Below are 18,667 nucleotides of genomic sequence, written 5' to 3' on the forward strand. Positions count from 1 at the left end.
AATTGAACCAATAATGCCCGTGCCTATTCGGCACACTTCAATGTTTTGAGTGTCTATGTCTGTATTACAAGTATTAACCTTCCCGGATGAGCGTCTAAGAACCGTCGCTAAACCGGTTGAAGAAGTCACACCTGAAATCCAAAAAATTGTCGATGACATGATTGAAACCATGTATGACGAAGAAGGGATTGGTCTTGCTGCAACCCAAGTTGATGTTCATCAACGTATTGTTGTGATTGATATTTCTGATAACCGAGATGAGCCAATGGTACTTATCAATCCAGAAATCATCGACAAGCGTGGTGAAGATGGTATCGAAGAAGGCTGCCTATCTGTTCCTGGTGCGAGAGCATTAGTGCAACGCGCTGCGGAAGTCACCGTCAAAGCCATTAACCGTGAAGGCGAAGAGTTCACTTTTGATGCAGATGACCTTCTGGCTATCTGTGTCCAACACGAACTTGATCACCTTGAAGGCAAGCTGTTTGTTGATTATCTTTCACCGCTAAAACGCAAGCGCATCAAAGATAAATTAGAAAAAATCCAACGCTTCAACGCCAAGCAAAACTAACAACTAAGTGAGGTTTCCGTGAGCCAATCATTACGCATTGTGTTTGCCGGTACTCCAGACTTCGCCGCCCGTCACTTGGCGGCGTTATTGTCTTCGGAGCATGAGGTTATCGCTGTTTACACCCAACCCGATCGTCCTGCCGGTCGTGGCAAAAAGCTAACCGCCAGTCCGGTGAAAAATATCGCCCTAGAACATGACATTGCTGTCTACCAACCGGAAAACTTCAAATCAGACCAAGCCAAACAAGAACTTCAGGCTCTGAATGCAGATATTATGGTCGTTGTGGCTTATGGATTATTGCTACCACAAGCAGTACTAGATACACCTCGATTAGGCTGTATCAACGTCCACGGTTCTATCTTGCCAAAATGGCGCGGTGCCGCTCCGATTCAACGCTCTATCTGGAATGGCGACCACGAAACCGGTGTCACTATTATGCAAATGGATATCGGTCTAGATACTGGCGATATGCTGTCTATCGCCACACTGCCAATTGCAGCAACCGATACCAGCGCAACCATGTATAACAAGCTTGCGGAACTTGGACCAACAGCACTTGTTGAGTGCCTAGCAGACATTGCCAGCGGAAATATCACGCCAGAAAAACAGCAGAATGAGTTGGCCACCTACGCACATAAACTGAGCAAAGACGAAACCAAGATAGACTGGACGTTAGAGGCTAACTTTATCGAACGCTGCGTCCGAGCCTTTAACCCATGGCCAATAAGTTATTTCAGCGTAGAAGAAAACAATATCAAGGTGTGGCAAGCTCGCGTTGAAGCACAAACCGATGAAGCGCCTGCTGGAACGATTGTGAAAGCTGATAAGACGGGTATTTATGTCGCTACGGGTAAAGACACCCTTGTGTTGGAACAGATCCAAGTGCCGGGTAAAAAAGCAATGGCGGTGAGCGATGTTCTTAACTCAAAAGCCGATTGGTTTAAAGTTGGCTCAACCTTAAGCTAAATCACAAAACCATACCAAGTCGGGGCCTAGAATGGCCCTGCTTTAATTTATCTCAATCAAATTCTAGGTATACAACATGAATGTTCGCGCTGTCGCTGCCAATATCCTTTTTCAAGTCGTTGATAAAGGTCAATCACTTTCCACGGCTCTTCCACTAGGTCAGCAACAAGTCAAACCACGAGACCAAGCCCTACTGCAAGAGATCTGTTTTGGGGCGTTGCGCATTCTTCCTAGGCTTGAATCTGTGGCTTCTGAGTTGATGGATAAGCCGCTAAAAGGCAAACAAAGAGTCTTTCACCATCTTATCCTGGTCGGCATCTATCAAATTGGCTACATGCGTATACCTGCTCATGCTGCGGTGGGTGAGACCGTGGAAGCGACCAAAGAATTAAAGGGTCCAAGACTTCGAGGGCTGATTAACGCCGTGTTGCGTAACTATCAGCGCAATCAAGATGAATTGGATCAGCAATCAATAAGCCATAATGCTGGTAAGTACGGGCACCCGGGCTGGCTATTAAAGCTGCTGCAACAGGCTTACCCACAACAATGGGAACAGATTGTCGAAGCAAACAACACCAAAGCCCCGATGTGGCTGCGTGTCAATACTCGCCACTTAACTCGTGATGATTATAAGGCGCTACTCGACAAGGCAGAGATCGAGTCCACTTTACATCCCGAAGCCCAAGACGCACTAAAGCTTACCACGCCATGTGACGTCACTAACTTGCCAGGATTTGAACAAGGTTGGGTATCCGTTCAAGATGCCGCGGCACAGCTTTCGATTAACTACTTAACACCACAAGAGGGTGAGTTGATCTTGGATTGTTGTGCGGCTCCGGGGGGGAAAACCGCTCACATACTTGAGCGCACTCAACAGAGCCAAGTGGTGGCGATTGATAGCGACGCAAATCGGCTCAAGCGAGTGCATGACAACCTACAGCGCCTCAATCTAAAAGCTGAAGTCATCTGTGGCGATGCTCGATATCCTGAGGATTGGTGGCAAGGAGAACAGTTTGACCGCATTCTTTTGGATGCACCATGTTCGGCAACTGGTGTCATCCGTCGTCACCCTGATATTAAATGGCTGCGTCGTGGCGAAGACATTGCCGCGCTTGCCGAGTTACAAAAAGAGATCATGGATGCGATGTGGCAACAGTTAAAGTCTGGTGGCACATTGGTTTATGCGACCTGTTCTATCACTCCTCAAGAAAACCGTGAACAAGTCATTGCGTTTCTGCAGCGTACCGACAACGCCACCCTGATCGGCTCTGAAGTCGACAACCCGGGACGACAAATCCTACCGGGAGAAAACGACATGGATGGATTCTACTATGCGGTACTAAAAAAAGCGTAGTATAGTCATTAAGTTAAACCAGCGAATCAAGACTCGGACCAATAAACGTCGGATAGAAGAGCCACAAAATTATGAAGATTATCATTCTAGGTGCAGGTCAAGTTGGCGGCACGTTAGCTGAAAACTTGGTAGGTGAGAATAACGACATCACCATTGTTGATACCAACGGCGACCGATTACGAGATCTTCAAGATAAATACGATCTAAGAGTGGTCAACGGTCATGCTTCTCACCCCGACGTACTCCGTGAAGCTGGCGCACAAGATGCTGATATGCTGGTTGCCGTGACCAACCGTGATGAAACCAATATGGCAGCCTGCCAAGTGGCGTTCTCACTATTCAATACCCCGAATCGTGTTGCTCGAATTCGCTCTCGAGAATATTTGATTGAAAAAGAAACCTTGTTCAATTCAGGGGCGATTCCGGTTGACCACCTTATAGCTCCAGAAGAGTTAGTCACCAGCTATACCGAGCGCCTTATTCAATATCCGGGCGCTCTGCAAGTCGTCAGTTTTGCCGACGAAAAAGTCAGCTTAGTGGCGGTGAAAGCGTACTATGGCGGGCCACTCGTTGGTAACGCACTCTCAACCTTACGTGAGCATATGCCTCATATCGACACGCGTGTCGCCGCTATATTCCGTCAAGGACGTCCTATTCGACCTCAAGGTTCAACCATTATTGAAGCCGATGATGAGGTGTTCTTTGTTGCGGCGAGTAACCATATCCGCTCTGTTATGAGTGAGTTACAACGCTTAGAGAAACCCTATCGTCGCATCATGATTGTCGGCGGTGGCAACATTGGGGCAAGCTTGGCTAAGCGTCTGGAGCAAAACTACAGCGTTAAACTGATTGAGCGCAGTTACCCAAGAGCAGAAAAGCTGTCTGAAGAGCTAGAAAACACCATCGTCTTCTGTGGTGATGCAGCGGACCAAGAGTTGCTCAACGAAGAGAACATAGACCAAGTTGATGTCTTTATCGCCCTAACTAACGAAGATGAAACCAACATCATGTCTGCCATGCTCGCCAAAAAGATGGGAGCAAAGAAAGTGATGGTGTTGATTCAACGTGGAGCCTACGTCGACTTGGTTCAAGGCGGTGCCATTGATGTCGCCATATCCCCACAACAAGCCACCATTTCAGCCCTCCTTACCCATGTGCGTCGTGCGGACATCGTTAACGTATCATCGCTACGACGTGGAGCGGCAGAGGCTATCGAGGCCATCGCTCATGGCGACGAAAACACCTCAAAAGTCGTAGGTCGCACCATCGGCGATATCAAATTGCCACCAGGTACCACTATCGGTGCCATTGTGCGTGGTGAGGAAGTGTTAATCGCGCATGATCGGACTGTCATTGAGCAAGATGATCACGTGGTGATGTTCTTGGTTGACAAGAAATATGTCCCAGATGTAGAAACCCTATTCCAACCAAGTGTGTTCTTCCTATAGGCAATAAGAAATGGTTAATACACGTCCTGTGTCATTCGTATTGGGGTTAGTTCTCTCTAAGCTTGCCCTGTTTATGTATGTCCCCACACTGGTCGCATTTTTCTCTGGTACTAACGGCTTCCTCGAGTTTGGCTTGGCCGTTATCATCACCCATATTGCTGCTTTCTTGTTTCTCTCTCTTGGCAGGACTCGCCACTTTACCTTAAGTGTGCGTGATATGTTTCTGATCACCAACCTGGTTTGGATTATTGCCAGTGCTTTCGCAGCACTGCCCTTCGTATTTATCAATCATATCAGCTTCACCGATGCCTACTTTGAGACTATGTCAGGCATCACCACCACGGGGTCAACCGTGCTGAGTGGTCTGGATAATATGGCACCGAGCATTCTGCTATGGCGCTCTATCTTGCAATGGCTGGGAGGTATTGGCTTTATCGTTATGGCGGTCGCTATTTTGCCGATGCTTAACGTGGGTGGTATGCGCCTCTTCCAAACCGAGTCTTCTGACTGGTCTGATAAAAGCAGCCCAAAAGCAAAAACCGTCGCTAAAAATATCATGATTGTTTATTTGGTGCTGACAGGTCTGTGTCTATTGGCTTACTTAGCCACTGGAATGAGCCTATTTGATGCCATCAATCATGCCTTTACCACGCTATCAACCGGCGGCTACTCCACCTCCGATGCCTCGATGAACAAATTTTCCAATGGCGCACACTGGGTCGGCACGCTATTCATGTTCTTAGGGGGATTACCATTCTTACTGTTTGTCTCTGCGCTCACTAAACGTAGCCCTTCGCTCATGCTCAAAGACTCACAGGTAAGAGGATTCTTTTATCTATTTATTGTCTCTAGCTTAGTTGTGGCATTTTGGCTGTATGAGAAAGACGGTTATTTGCTCAGTGACGCGTTACGTGTGGCAATGTTTAACATTGTTTCGGTGACCACCACCACAGGTTTCGGCTTAGAAGATTTTACCGCATGGGGCTCACTGCCCTCTGTCGTCTTCGCCTTTATGATGATGATGGGTGCCTGCTCCGGTTCAACCTCGGGAGGGATTAAAATCTTCCGCTTCCAAATAGCGATAACGCTACTGCAAAAACAGATGATGAAGCTGATTCATCCATCAGGTGTTTTTGTCCAGAAATACAATAATCGTACTGTTAACGACGATATTGTCCGTTCAGTGGTCGCCTTTGGATTGATGTTCTTTGTCACGATATTGTTTATCGCGGGTGCTTTAAGTGCGATGGGCTTGGACACGGTCACAAGTATCTCAGGAGCCATTACCGCTGTTGCCAACGTCGGTCCGGGTATGGGTAACATCATTGGTCCTACAGGTAACTTTGCGCCGCTTCCCGATGCGGCAAAGTGGGTGTTGAGCTTGGGTATGCTAATGGGGAGATTAGAAATATTGACGCTATTTGTGCTCTTTTTCCCTGCTTTTTGGCGTCGATAAATGCCTTTATATCGGCTCTACATACCAGTAGATAGCTAAGTAATGACAAGCCGCGCCTAACAATACAAATACGTGCCAAATAGCATGATTAAACGGAATACGTTTATTGGCATAGAACACCACGCCTAAGGTATAAATCGCCCCGCCAAGCGCTAACAATATCAACCCATTAGTTTCAACATGCTTAGCCAGTTGATAAACCACAATCACAGACAGCCATCCCATCACCAAGTAGGTAATCAAAGACGCTCGTTTAAAGCGATAAACAAAAAATAGCTTCATCACGATACCAATCAGCGCCAATGTCCAGATCATCACCATCACACCAACTGCCAAAGGCGTTCGCAAACTCACCAGCATAAATGGCGTATAGCTTCCTGCAATCAACAGGTAAATGGCACAGTGGTCGAAGGTTTTCAGCCAGCGCTTGCTGCTGGGGTTGGGAACAGAGTGATACAGAGTCGACGCCAGAAACAGTATGATCATACTTGAACCATACAGCGCCATGCTGGTGATGGTTAATGGATCAGCCCCTGCAAACAAAGACTTTTGCAATAATAGGATTAGACCCAATACTGAGAGTAGCACGCCAAGTCCATGAGATAAGGCGTTCGCAAGCTCCTCTTTTTGACTGTAAGCCGGCTTATGTGGTGATGTCATACTCGTCGCTCCCCAAATTGATAGCAACAGTATGACATATTCAGCTAACAGCTGTTAGCTGAAATTAGGTTGTTTGCTCTAAATACTCCAGAACTTGCTGCCCGGCTTCTTCTCCAGATAAATGACTCGCTAAAGTGAGTTCTCGCTTAAGTTGACCGAGACCAATCAAACTGGAAAGCATTCCTGTGACGCCTTGTTTGTTTCTATCCACTTCAAACCAGAGTTGCAATTGCTCCGGTGTTCGATAAGCCACCATTTCTAACTCACGCCAGCGACCATGATAGGGTCCTGTGGTCGGAACAAACTCAAACTCTTGCACAAAGGGCATTTCAAAGCCTTTTGCCGCCTCACACTCTACTTGGCGGATCCTTAACCCTTGCGCCTCAAGCGAACTAAATATGCCATCAAGCAATGGATCGGGTCTCACGGTTAAAATATCTTTATCAGAAGGGTCTACCGCTAACGCAATATCTAAGCCTGTTTCTAGCCAAACTTTAGAGTCACCAATGGTAACGGGTGTATTCCATGGAACCTCCAATGTGGCTTCAAAGTCACGGGTTTGCCCAGGCTCAATGGTAAAAGCATAAGGTAATGACCACGATTGAAGTTGATGGGTTTTCGCAACGCGCTTTTTGGTCACTCCAGGATCGTTGTCATTATGTTCATTCTGGTTTCGAGCCACCTCGGCAATATAACGACAACACAGACTCACATTGATGTTATCAACCTCCTGAGACGTGTTACCACCGTAAACGTGGATCGTCACTTTCAACTGATCGCCTGGATAAACAAATTCCTGGTGGATCACAGAGTCGACACGGGCAGATCCGATGCCAAAACTCGCTAAGGTTTTCTTGAAAAAAGACATAACCACCTCACAATCATCAACGACACTGTCTCTTTTTAAACAATCGCTTGGCAACTAACAAGTGCTGAACAAAAAATAATCGATATTTTGACTCGATCTATCGAATATCGTAAGGCTTAATGCTATCCTTTTGCACGGTGTGATCATTCACCCACTCTCCTGTTTAGTTATTAGGATCGGCAAGCGCCAGCAAAATAACGCATTGGTATCCAGTGTTTTATAACTAATACAGGCCATTAGCTTGGCAATGGAATTGCCTGACTTGTTAGGTAACAAAAATGCGCCCAACGACTGTCAGGTTTTCGCACACTAATCGCAGTGCGATGCGACGTCGCAGCGGCTTTGCTGCTGCTTTCGTTGCAAAAAAAACAGCAACTCCAATCTCTCTGGTTGAGAAAGAAGCCGCTCTGGCTCCTGTAACAACACAGATTGTACGAGTCGCCTAATCAAAAGCGCAGTCTTCACTGCGCTTTTTTCTCTCTGCATATTGGCTCTGACTTGGAACTCTGTTAGCTTTACTCTCAAAATCATTATAAAAAATGTGGAGAAAGTCATGAAATGTCACCGAGTCAACGAACTCATTGAGTTGATACACCCAGAATGGCAAAAGGATTCCGATCTCAACTTGCTGCAATTTATCGTTAAGCTCGCTAAAGAGGCGGGCTACGAAGGCGCTTTGGAAGATCTGACGGATGATGTCCTTATCTATCACCTTAAAATGCGTAACAGCGGTCAAGAAGAGATGATTCCAGGTTTAGCTAAAGACCAAGAAGACGACTTCAAAACAGCACTGCTAAAAGCACGCGGCATACTTAAATAATTGATCCTGTTTATGAACAGGCAACAAAACGACTCAACAATGAGTCGTTTTTTTATATTCAGACCATACGTTATGATTTTTTATTGTTAAAGGTTGATAGCGCTAAAGAAAAATAATTGTTATCGAAGATATACTGTCCGTTACTATGCGTCATTAAGTGGGTGAATAACTCAACCTCACCAAAGCAACAATGCGCACCGAAAAGCAATGTCAAAAACGAGAGTATGACTAACATACCCATTGACTTAAAAGGACTGTACTAAATGAGTCAGGATAAAATTGACGTCAAAGATGTCACGCCTAAGACCTTTAATCCTAAGACACAAAAAACCAGTAAAGATAGATTCAATCCGAGCAATCGCATCTACGTCAGGGAAAGTCAGGGGCAATTTCAGAAACTGCGACGATATGGTGGTTGGTTGTTACTGCTGTTATTCGGCATTGGTCCTTGGATCCGCTACGGAGACAGACAAGCCATCTTGATCGATATCGGTCACCAGCAATTTAACTTCTTTGGCACAACACTCTACCCGCAAGATCTCACTCTGCTTGCTCTGCTGTTTGTGGTGGCAGCATTTGGTCTGTTCTTTATCACAACCTTTCTTGGTCGAGTTTGGTGTGGCTACCTCTGCCCGCAAACGGTTTGGACCTTTATGTATATCTGGTTTGAAGAAAAGCTGGAAGGCAGTGCCAATAAACGTCGTAAACAAGACCAATTGCCCAAAACCCTCCATCTGTTAACGCGAAAAGCCCTCAAGCACCTAGCATGGATAAGCATTGCAGTCATAACAGGCTTAACCTTTGTTGGCTACTTCGTGTCTATCAACGAATTGGTTCCCCAGTTTATCACCTTCAATCTTTCATTCTGGCCAGCATTCTGGGTGCTGTTTTTTGCTGCATGCACTTATGGAAATGCGGGTTGGATGAGGTCGATCGTCTGCGTTCATATGTGCCCTTATGCACGCTTCCAATCCGCCATGTTCGACAAAGACACGTTTATTGTCGGATACAATAGTGAACGTGGCGAAACAAGAGGCCCAAGAGCAAGAAAAGCGGATCCAAAACAACTTGGGTTGGGAGACTGCATTGATTGCGATCTCTGCGTTCAGGTTTGTCCGACCGGTATCGATATCCGTGACGGCTTGCAGTACGAATGTATCAACTGCGGTGCCTGTATTGATGCCTGTAACAACACCATGCAGCGCATGGGCTATGAAGCTAATCTGATTAGCTATACCACTGAGCATCGTCTCTCAGGGAAACAAACTAAAGTCATGCGCCCCAAACTGCTAGGTTATGGTACGGTTTTACTGATTATTATTGGGCTATTCTTTGCTCAAATTTCAGCCGTCGACCCAGCTGGTCTTAGTGTGCTTAGGGATCGCAATCAGTTGTTTAAGATCAACACTCAAGGTCTGGTTGAAAACACTTACACACTGAAAGTGATCAATAAGACGCAACAAATACAAACCTATGATCTTAGCGTACAAGGAATCGAGGATGTCACTTGGTATGGTAGGCAGTCGATAAGCGTCAAACCTGGGGAGGTGTTCAATGTGCCGATCAGTCTCGGAGTGAATCCCGATCAACTCAGTTCTCCGATAGTAACAATTCAGTTTATACTAGACGACAATCAAGATTTCTCGATACAAGTAGAGAGCCGCTTCATCAATCAACTCTAGTATTCGAGTTCAACCTTCCAGCAATAGGAAAAGGCTTAGTAATAAGCCTTTTTATTATATGACTACAGACCTCGCGTTTAATTTTGACGCTCTAACCCCGGACTTTATGTGGTACGCCTTAGAAAGCATTGGCGTCAGAGCAGAGTCCGGTATGCTTGCCCTCAATAGTTATGAGAACCGGGTCTATCAGTTTGTGGATGAAGACAAGCAGCGTCTCGTGGTGAAGTTTTATCGTCCACAGCGCTGGGATCTAGCGCAAATACAAGAAGAGCATGACTTCACTAAAGAGTTAGCTGAGTTCGAAGTTCCGGTTTGTGCTCCTTTAGAGATCAATGGGCAAACTATCCACCAATATCAAGGCTACTACTTCACCCTATTTCCCAGTGTCGGTGGTCGCCAATTTGAAGTGGATAACCTAGAGCAATTGGAATGGGTGGGGCGTTACATGGGTCGTATTCACCGCATCGGTGCCAATCAACCGTTTCAACACCGTCCTACGATAGGTTTTGATGAGTACCTGTATCAGCCTCGCAAGTTGTTGCAATCTTCAAGCTTTATTCCTTCTCATCTGGAAAACGCCTTCTTCAATGACCTCGATATTTTGATTGAAAATATCGAGCAGCATTGGCAACCTGCCGACAATATTCGCCTGCATGGTGATTGCCACCCAGGTAATATACTATGGCGCGATGGTCCCATGTTCGTCGATTTAGATGACGCCAGAAATGGTCCTGCTATCCAAGATTTATGGATGCTACTGAATGGTGATCGAGCCGATAAATTGATGCAATTAGACATCTTACTAGAGGGGTATCAAGAGTTTTACTCATTACCCAGCGAACAATTGAAACTTATTGAGCCTTTACGCGGTCTACGTATGGTGCATTACATGGCTTGGTTAGCAAAACGCTGGAACGATCCTGCTTTCCCACAAGCTTTTCCTTGGTTTGCAGATGGTAAATATTGGGAGGGGCAAGTACTTGGATTTAAAGAGCAGATTGCCGCAATTAATGAAAAGCCACTTTCATTCCAGCCGCAGTGGTGACACACTACGCACGCATAAAACAAAAGGTTAAGCCTCTATCCTCCGGATAGTCTTTACATGGAGATTATAATGAAAAAAATCATCGCACTATTCGCAACGCTATTTGTCAGCCTAGCAGCGAATGCCGCTCAGTTTACTGAAGGTGACTATTACAAAGTACTTGATACTAAAGCGACTTCAACCCCAACAGTCACTGAGTATTTCTCGTTCTACTGCCCACACTGCTTCAGCTTTGAACCGATTATCGCCGAGCTGAAAAAACAGATCCCTGAAGGCACTAAGTTCCAGAAAAACCACGTATCATTTATGGGTGGCAACATGGGTGAACCAATGAGCAAGGCATATGCGACCATGGTAGCTCTGAAAGTAGAAGACAAAATGGTGCCGGTTATGTTCAACCGCATCCACAACTTAAACCAAGCCCCACGCAACGACGCTGAGCTTCGCCAAATCTTCCTTGATGAAGGTGTTGATGCTAAGAAGTTTGATGCTGCATACAACGGCTTTGCCGTAGACTCAATGCTACGTCGCTTCGATAAGCAGTTTAAAGACAGTGGTCTATCAGGCGTACCTGCAGTTATCGTCAATAACAAATACCTAGTAGAGGCAGGTAAAATTCGCTCTACGGATGAATACTATGAACTGGTTAACTTCCTACTGAAAAAGTAATCCAGTGATAGAATTGAAAGAACACCGAGCTAGATGGCTCGGTGTTCTTTTATTTGTTGTGGATTTGCTGCAACTCAATATCTTTCTGCTTCCATAATTCCGATAGCCATTGCTGGAACTGACGTTTAAAAGGTTTGTCATTGAAGTAATCCCCTGAGACCTGCTCGTCTATCGGTAGTACTTTGACTTTCACCACAATACGTTCCATTTTTCCCATCAGCGCTGATTTAAACGGCTGCTCGGTATTGTCTGGGTAAGCTACAGTGACATCAATAATGTTATCAAACAGCTCCCCCATAGAAGCTAAAGTGTAAGCAATGCCGCCGGTTTTGGGTCGCAAAAGATACTCAAATTCCGAGCGTGTGGCTTGACGCTTCTGTGGCGTAAATCGCGTTCCTTCCACATAATTGACCACGGTCGTCGGTGTATCTTTAAATTTCGCGCAGGCGCGGCGGGTTGTCTCTAGATCTTGACCTCGCTTCTCTGGATGCCTCACCAAATACTCTCGCGAATACCTTTTCATAAACGGCATATCTAAAGCCCAACAAGCCATCCCAAGAAACGGTACATACAGCAGTTGTTGTTTTAAGAAAAATTTTGGGATAGGTATTCGGTTACGAAAGACACTGCAAAGTACCACAATGTCTGTCCAACTAAGATGGTTGCTGATCATCAGATACCACCCATCCATCTTCAGCTCATCAACGCCTTCGATCTGCCACTTCAATTTTGGATTGACCAGAGACAAAATACCGTGATTTACCGTTGCCCAAAGCCACATGCAGCGATTGGCAAGCTGGGTACACCTCTGCTGCCATGCCTTCATCGGCAACACCAGCTTCAAGAGACTTAAAATGAGTATAGGAAGGGAGCAAAATGCCGTGTTAACAATAACTAGCGAACAAGTAATAACAAAAACAAGGTAGCTCAGCATAAGCAATTATCTGTGATTCATTTGTTGCAAAATAATGATGGTTAATTTTACTGCTCAAACGGACTTCTGCAACGGTTTTATTATTGATCTGATATCTATTGTCTGTCGTACGAATCACTCCTATGCTATGGAGAAGGTGGCAAACGAAACAACTTGTTGATACTCTGATAACATATTTAATTATAATAAGTTAGCCCCGACCTATTACTTCAATACCGGATAAGAGCACAAGCAGCTCAACCCAAAAACCGTTCGTTTTCGACAATTTTATATTTAAGGATGAATTATGAAACAGGCGTGGCCCATATTAACTGTAGCTTTGGGTTTAGTTTGTCAGCCCGTTTTCGCTAAGCTCGGGAAAAGCAATGGCTTTAGTGGCGAAGTATCTATTAGTGCCGCTTACAGCAGTAATACCTCTAACCTCACCAATACCGACAGTGAATTTAAAACCTACCGTGGTGAAGATCAGGAAGACAGTTCTGGACTAATTCTACCGCTTGGCAATGTTCAATACACCTTTGGCTCTCGCTCACAGCACGAATTATTTCTAGGGACAACCCGTTCAGATGTTGCCATCGGTACCGTGGCACTAGAGACCGGCTATCGTCATCAACTTTATGACGGTACTAAGCTCAGCTTTTCCGTATTGCCTACTATTTTGAAAGGCGAAGTCTGGCAAGACCCATACCTCGAAAATCAGGCGCGAAAGACGACGGACGAAAGCGGACTGGCTTACCGAGTGCAACTGAATAACATTGCCGGTTCGCTGTTCAGTCTCGACCTAGCCTACGGTCAAAAAGATGTCGATGATGAAGACTCTGGTTCCCTACTCACGGCTGAAGAAGCTCAAAAGCTAAACCGAAACGCAGACATTTTCTACAGCAAAGCAAAGATGATGCTACCCATAAGTCGAACGGTATTGCTCTATCCTGCCATTATCTATTCAAAGCAAGATGCTGATGGCTCTGCAATGAGCAATGATACGTTAGGTGCGGAAGTGGCTTCTTTCACCTCCATAGGTAACCACAAGTTTGCATTAACTCTTAGCTACCTCAATATTGACTATGATGGCGCTAACCCCATATACAACAACCAAAAACAGAAAGTGGATCAGTGGAAGTTCTTCTTGGCCTACGAATATCCCAGCATCTTCAATATCCACAATCTATCACTGGTGGGGTTTGCTGGCGCAACCTCAAGAGATTCCAATATGGACTTCTATGATGAGGAAAGTTGGATTACCGCTGTCGGTGTTAACTGGAAATTCTAACGCTAGCTAGACGGCGATATTTACACAGCGTTCTTTTTAAACAGACTGCGCATTGAGTTGCTTGAGTAAGCGATCCATTGCCCTATAACCCAGAGCCTCAGCTAAATGAGGCTTTTTGATCTCCGCTTGCCCTGATAAATCCGCGATAGTTCGAGCCACCTTGATAATACGATGGTAAGCGCGAACAGATAGACCTAATCGATGCAGTGCGGCTTCTAAGAATTCGGCATCCTCCGACTGCAACCGACAATCTCGCTCCAACTCACGATTAGTCAGCAACGAATTAACCTTACCACTTCGTGCCAACATGATTTCTCTGGCATCAACCACTCGCTGCTTGACTACTGAGGTTGTTTCGCCCCGCTCGCCTCCTTGCGCGAGTACCCCTTTAGGTAGCGCCGGTATCTCTATCGAGAGATCAAACCGATCCAACAAAGGACCAGATAGTCGATTAAGATAGCGCAGTATCGCTTGTGGGTTACTGCGAGATAACTCCCCCTCATAATGACCAGTTGGGCTTGGGTTAAGAGCCCCTAAAAGCTGAAATCGGGCAGGAAAGCGCGTTTTACCTTGAGCCCTTGAGATAATGATCTCTCCAGACTCTAAAGGCTCTCTCAAAGAGTCCAACACTTTACGCTCAAATTCCGCCATTTCATCAAGAAACAGCAACCCGTTGTGCGCCAAAGATATTTCGCCCGGTCTCGGGATGGTTCCGCCACCCACTAACGCAGCCATCGAACTAGAATGATGCGGAGATCGGAAAGGTCGGCTTTTCCAATTATGAACATTAATGTCTTGTTGAGTGAGCGAGGTTACTGCGGCAGTTTCCATTGCCTCGTCATCCGTCATCATAGGTAATAGATCACACAGGCGTGACGCTAGCATGGTTTTACCGGTACCTGGAGGTCCAAGAAATAAAAGGTTATGCCCACCCGCCGCTGCAATTTCCAATGCACGTTTACCTTGTTGTTGACCTATGATGTCTTGCAGATCTCGACCATTTGCTTCCTCATTCATCTCTGGTTGAAATTGAGGTAACGTGAGTGCCATCTGACCAGAAATATAACTGCATACGTCAAGCAAACTGGAGGCGGCTTTATGTCTCTGTTCATCCACTAAAGCCGCTTCTCCTGCATTTGCTTGCGGTACAATTAAGGCACGCTGGTGCTGAGACACCATTAGGGCTGCAGGCAATACGCCTTTGACCGCTCTCAATTCTCCAGAGAGTGCTAATTCACCAATAAATTCATGATCTGAGAGCTTCTGATGAGGGATCTGATCAGAAGCTGCAAGAATACCCAAAGCAATCGGTAGATCAAAACGACCGCCCTCTTTGGGCAAATCAGCTGGTGCCAAGTTAACCGTTATGCGCTTAGCCGGAAATTGAAGTCGCGAGTTCATAATGGCGCTTCTTACTCTATCCTTTGACTCCTTGACCGTTGTCTCTGGTAGCCCCACCAGCGAGAAACCCGGCATACCATTACTAATATGCACTTCTACCGTCACTAATGGTGCTTCAACACCTACGCTCGCACGGCTATAAACAATAGATAATCCCATAAAGCACCATTTTCATTCTAAAATAGTCGGCATAAGCGCCATTAGAGCAGTATTAAATCTTATTGATATGTTATATCTCATCATTTAATGCTTAGTAAATGTGAGAGAAGTTGTAATTTTTCCTTGTCAGGTAACAGAAAACTATGTTACCACTAGGTTCGCAAATAATTTTGTTAGACCAAAATAACAACGAACCTAGTAAATATGACAGCAAACGCTCACTCTCTGATTATCCTGATTATTGTGGTCCTGATTGGCACCGCACGGGGGAATGTGGGCAAAAGATAGCCAGAAGATTCTAAAAACCCCCGCACTGAAAAGTCCGGGGGTTTTTTTACAGACTTAAAACAGAAAACTAGATAGTGATCGCTCATTCAGCCAACAGACTGAATCGAGAACAAAAACGGGAGCACATGATGTGCAGTCAAGGAACAAAATTCCATGCTACAAGCAATGGAACGAGAGGAAGTTACAATGACAGGTGCTGAATTAGTTGTAGCCGCGTTGAGACAACAAGGTATTGAAACGGTATTTGGTTACCCAGGTGGCGCTATCATGCCTATCTATGATGCGTTATATGACGGTGGCGTAGAGCATATCCTCTGTCGCCACGAGCAAGGCGCAGCAATGGCCGCGATTGGTATGGCCAGAGCGACAAAAGAAGTAACGGTCTGCATGGCAACATCGGGACCAGGGGCGACCAACCTTGTAACTGGATTGGCTGATGCCTTTCTTGATTCTATCCCTCTTGTCGCCATCACAGGTCAAGTTGCTAGCTCACACATCGGTACTGATGCCTTCCAGGAGATGGATGTGATTGGTATGTCACTCTCCTGTACTAAACACAGTTACCTTGTGACCGACATCGAAGACCTTGCTCCAACCCTTTCCGAAGCATTTGAAGTTGCAAAAGCAGGCCGTCCAGGTCCAGTTATTGTTGATATTGCAAAAGATGTCCAACTTGCTAATGCTCCGATCGAAGTACTGCCTGCATTTACTGCTCCACCGCACCCTGTCGCTTGTCCTGAGCAACTCGAAACTGCACAGCAAATTCTTGATCAAAGCTCTCGCCCTGTACTTTATGTGGGGGGAGGCGTACAGCTTGCCGATGCAACGGATACCGTTCGAGAGTTTCTACGCATTAACCCGATGCCTTGTGTTAGTACCTTAAAAGGGCTGGGGACGATTGAGAGACATGATCCTCACTATTTAGGTATGTTAGGCATGCACGGCACTAAAGCTGCCAACCTAGTGGTACAAGAAAGTGACCTTCTCATTGTGGTTGGCGCTCGTTTTGATGACCGCGTGACTGGGAAATTAGACACTTTCGCCCCTCACGCTAAAGTCATCCACATTGATATTGATGCCGCTGAATTCAATAAGCTAAGACGTGCAAACGCGATGCTTCGCGGCGATATCAACGTTATTTTACCGCAGTTGGAATTATCAAAAGATATCACGCCTTGGGCTCAACACAGTGAAAGCTTACGCTCGGCATTTAAATGGCGCTATGACCATCCTGGTGACCTTATCTTTGCTCCACTGCTGCTTAAGCAACTTTCTGACATGATGCCTGAGTCATCCATTGTCTCTACCGATGTTGGTCAGCATCAAATGTGGGCGGCGCAACATATTCAACCACGAGCGCCAGAAAACTTTATTACCTCAGCGGGTCTTGGCACCATGGGCTTTGGTTTACCCGCTGCCATGGGCGCTGCCGTTGGTCGAGAAGGTGACCAATCCATCCTCATTACTGGTGATGGTTCATTTATGATGAATGTACAGGAGTTGGGCACATTAAAACGTCGCCAAATTCCCGTAAAAATTGTGCTACTCAACAACCAACGTCTTGGTATGGTGAGGCAGTGGCAATCCCTCTTCTTTGATGGTCGACATAGTGAAACCATTCTTGATGACAACCCTGACTTTGTCATGCTAGCAAAAGCATTTGATATCCCAGGTAAAACCATCACAAAAAAAGAAGAAGTGGAACCAGCATTACAAGAGATGTTAGAGAGCAAAACCTCTTACCTACTCCATGTGCTTATTGATGAAGAAGAAAACGTTTGGCCATTGGTACCACCAGGTGCCTCAAACAGTGACATGTTGGAGAATACCTAATGCAAAGATACCTACTAGACATCAAAGCTGACGATAAGCCAGTACTGTTGGAGCGTGTACTGCGTGTCATTCGCCACCGAGGCTTTATCATCAAGCAAGTAGCAGCAACACAAAACCACGAAAGCAAGGTTGCTAGCGTGGAGATTATCGTCGATAGCGACAGACCGATTACTACATTAATTAATCAGATTGAAAAACTTTGGGACATTCGCACTGTAGAGGTTACTGAACTCAAGGGCAATGAACTGACCAATCACAACCTCCAAGAACAGAGTGCATAAGGAAGGGATGTTAAATGGCTACAAATACTGCAGATTTTATTTGGTTTAATGGCGAGATGGTACCTTGGGCTGAGGCAAACGTGCATGTGTTAACGCATGCCATGCACTACGGCACATCGGTATTTGAAGGAGTTCGCTGCTATAACACTCCTAAAGGTCCCGCTATTTTCCGCCATCCAGAGCATGCTAAGCGCCTAAAAGATTCCGCAAAAATTTATCGCTTCCCTATTCCGTATACGGAAGAAGAGATCATGGAAGCCACTCGCGAAACTTTGCGTCAAAATAAACTGGAGTCCGCTTACATTCGTCCGCTTGGTTTTGTGGGTAACGTTGGTTTGGGTGTCTGCCCTCCTGTTGGCTCAGAGATGGAGCTTATCATCGCCGCTTTCCCTTGGGGTTCTTATCTGGGTGAAGAAGCGCTAGCCAATGGCGTTGATGCCATGATTTCTAGCTGGAACCGCGCTGCGCCGAATACCATCCCTACCGCGGCTAAAGCCGGTGGTAACTACCTTTCTTCGCTACTTGTTGGCGGTGAAGCAAGACGCCATGGTTACGCCGAAGGTATCGCTTTGAGCGTTGATGGTTATCTCTCTGAAGGTGCTGGTGAAAACATCTTTGTCATTAAAGACGGTGTGATCATCACGCCACCAGCAACCAGTGCGATTCTGCCGGGTATTACTCGCGACACGATCATGACGCTCGCTCGTGATATGGGCTACGAAGTGCGCGAAGCGAACATTGCTCGTGAAGCTCTCTATCTTGCCGATGAAGTCTTTATGACAGGCACTGCTGCGGAAATTGTTCCAGTGAGAACGGTCGATCAAATCGAAGTTGGCGAAGGCAAACGAGGTCCAATTACACAAGTCATGCAAGATGCCTACTTTGGTCTATTTAATGGCACCACTGAAGATAAGTGGGGTTGGTTAGACTACGTATACCCTGAACAAGCGCCGGCAAAATAAGGA

18 protein-coding genes are annotated in these 18,667 nt (G+C 45.9%); 14 read left to right on the forward strand and 4 right to left on the reverse strand.

What is annotated here, in order from left to right; genetic code table 11:
• Positions 1–55 precede the first annotated feature (55 nt).
• From def to L9Q39_RS00270, 5 genes are all read left to right on the forward strand, one after another.
• The gene (def, locus tag L9Q39_RS00250) at positions 56–568 is read left to right on the forward strand and encodes a peptide deformylase (protein WP_237483173.1); all 513 of its coding nucleotides are present in this window, start codon (positions 56–58) and stop codon (positions 566–568) included.
• An 18-nt stretch (positions 569–586) separates the two neighbouring features.
• Positions 587–1,534 (forward strand): methionyl-tRNA formyltransferase, encoded by a 948-nt coding sequence (fmt, locus tag L9Q39_RS00255; protein WP_237483174.1) that lies wholly within the window; start codon positions 587–589, stop codon positions 1,532–1,534.
• A 76-nt stretch (positions 1,535–1,610) separates the two neighbouring features.
• Positions 1,611–2,888 (forward strand): 16S rRNA (cytosine(967)-C(5))-methyltransferase RsmB, encoded by a 1,278-nt coding sequence (gene rsmB, locus L9Q39_RS00260; RefSeq protein ID WP_237483175.1) that lies wholly within the window; start codon positions 1,611–1,613, stop codon positions 2,886–2,888.
• A gap of 71 nt (positions 2,889–2,959) precedes the next feature.
• The gene (gene trkA / locus L9Q39_RS00265) at positions 2,960–4,336 is read left to right on the forward strand and encodes a Trk system potassium transporter TrkA (RefSeq protein WP_237483176.1); all 1,377 of its coding nucleotides are present in this window, start codon (positions 2,960–2,962) and stop codon (positions 4,334–4,336) included.
• A gap of 10 nt (positions 4,337–4,346) precedes the next feature.
• Positions 4,347–5,792 (forward strand): TrkH family potassium uptake protein, encoded by a 1,446-nt coding sequence (locus L9Q39_RS00270; RefSeq protein ID WP_237483177.1) that lies wholly within the window; start codon positions 4,347–4,349, stop codon positions 5,790–5,792.
• Between the two features lie 6 nt (positions 5,793–5,798).
• Here the strand turns inward: L9Q39_RS00270 and trhA are convergent, their stop codons facing one another.
• The gene (gene trhA, locus L9Q39_RS00275; RefSeq protein ID WP_237483178.1) at positions 5,799–6,452 is read right to left on the reverse strand and encodes a PAQR family membrane homeostasis protein TrhA; all 654 of its coding nucleotides are present in this window, start codon (positions 6,450–6,452) and stop codon (positions 5,799–5,801) included.
• Positions 6,453–6,516: 64 nt separating this feature from the next.
• The gene (locus L9Q39_RS00280; RefSeq protein ID WP_237483179.1) at positions 6,517–7,320 is read right to left on the reverse strand and encodes a sporulation protein; all 804 of its coding nucleotides are present in this window, start codon (positions 7,318–7,320) and stop codon (positions 6,517–6,519) included.
• A gap of 278 nt (positions 7,321–7,598) precedes the next feature.
• Between L9Q39_RS00280 and L9Q39_RS00285 the strand changes: the two genes are divergently transcribed.
• The 5 genes from L9Q39_RS00285 to L9Q39_RS00305 all read left to right on the forward strand — a co-directional run bounded on the left by L9Q39_RS00285 (position 7,599) and on the right by L9Q39_RS00305 (position 11,536).
• Positions 7,599–7,766 carry a hypothetical protein gene (locus L9Q39_RS00285; RefSeq protein ID WP_237483180.1) on the forward strand — a complete coding sequence of 56 codons (168 nt, stop codon included), beginning with the start codon at positions 7,599–7,601 and terminating at the stop codon, positions 7,764–7,766.
• 107 nt (positions 7,767–7,873) lie between these two features.
• Positions 7,874–8,140, forward strand: coding sequence for a YihD family protein (locus L9Q39_RS00290; protein WP_237483181.1), 267 nt, complete (start codon positions 7,874–7,876; stop codon positions 8,138–8,140).
• 263 nt (positions 8,141–8,403) lie between these two features.
• Entirely contained in the window at positions 8,404–9,822 is a 1,419-nt protein-coding gene (ccoG, locus tag L9Q39_RS00295) for a cytochrome c oxidase accessory protein CcoG (RefSeq protein ID WP_237483182.1), read from the forward strand.
• 58 nt (positions 9,823–9,880) lie between these two features.
• A complete protein-coding gene (locus L9Q39_RS00300) occupies positions 9,881–10,867 on the forward strand; it encodes a serine/threonine protein kinase (RefSeq protein WP_237483183.1) in 987 nt (328 codons plus the stop codon).
• Positions 10,868–10,936: 69 nt separating this feature from the next.
• Positions 10,937–11,536 (forward strand): thiol:disulfide interchange protein DsbA/DsbL, encoded by a 600-nt coding sequence (locus tag L9Q39_RS00305; RefSeq protein WP_237483184.1) that lies wholly within the window; start codon positions 10,937–10,939, stop codon positions 11,534–11,536.
• Between the two features lie 49 nt (positions 11,537–11,585).
• Here the strand turns inward: L9Q39_RS00305 and yihG are convergent, their stop codons facing one another.
• Positions 11,586–12,470, reverse strand: a complete 885-nt coding sequence (yihG, locus tag L9Q39_RS00310) for a 1-acylglycerol-3-phosphate O-acyltransferase, YihG family (RefSeq protein ID WP_237483185.1) — start codon at positions 12,468–12,470, stop codon at positions 11,586–11,588.
• Positions 12,471–12,756: 286 nt separating this feature from the next.
• Here yihG and L9Q39_RS00315 point away from each other — a divergent pair, with 286 nt between their 5' ends.
• Entirely contained in the window at positions 12,757–13,740 is a 984-nt protein-coding gene (locus tag L9Q39_RS00315; RefSeq protein ID WP_237483186.1) for a DUF2860 domain-containing protein, read from the forward strand.
• Between the two features lie 36 nt (positions 13,741–13,776).
• Here L9Q39_RS00315 and L9Q39_RS00320 read toward each other — a convergent pair whose 3' ends face one another.
• Positions 13,777–15,300: a YifB family Mg chelatase-like AAA ATPase gene (locus tag L9Q39_RS00320; RefSeq protein WP_237483187.1), complete on the reverse strand. Its 1,524-nt coding sequence runs from the start codon at positions 15,298–15,300 to the stop codon at positions 13,777–13,779.
• Positions 15,301–15,774: 474 nt separating this feature from the next.
• Between L9Q39_RS00320 and ilvG the strand changes: the two genes are divergently transcribed.
• The 3 genes from ilvG to ilvE are packed head-to-tail and all read left to right on the forward strand — an operon-like array spanning position 15,775 to position 18,664.
• Positions 15,775–17,421 (forward strand): acetolactate synthase 2 catalytic subunit, encoded by a 1,647-nt coding sequence (gene ilvG / locus L9Q39_RS00325; RefSeq protein ID WP_237483542.1) that lies wholly within the window; start codon positions 15,775–15,777, stop codon positions 17,419–17,421.
• On the forward strand, positions 17,421–17,702 hold the full coding sequence (gene ilvM, locus L9Q39_RS00330; RefSeq protein ID WP_237483188.1) for an acetolactate synthase 2 small subunit: 282 nt from the start codon (positions 17,421–17,423) through the stop codon (positions 17,700–17,702). Before ilvG ends, ilvM begins: the two co-directional genes overlap by 1 nt.
• 14 nt (positions 17,703–17,716) lie before the next feature.
• Complete coding sequence (gene ilvE, locus L9Q39_RS00335; RefSeq protein WP_237483189.1) at positions 17,717–18,664, forward strand: branched-chain-amino-acid transaminase; 948 nt, start codon at positions 17,717–17,719, stop codon at positions 18,662–18,664.
• Positions 18,665–18,667 lie beyond the last annotated feature (3 nt).

The sequence above is a fragment of the Vibrio hippocampi genome (genome assembly GCF_921292975.1).
GTDB lineage: Bacteria > Pseudomonadota > Gammaproteobacteria > Enterobacterales > Vibrionaceae > Vibrio > Vibrio hippocampi.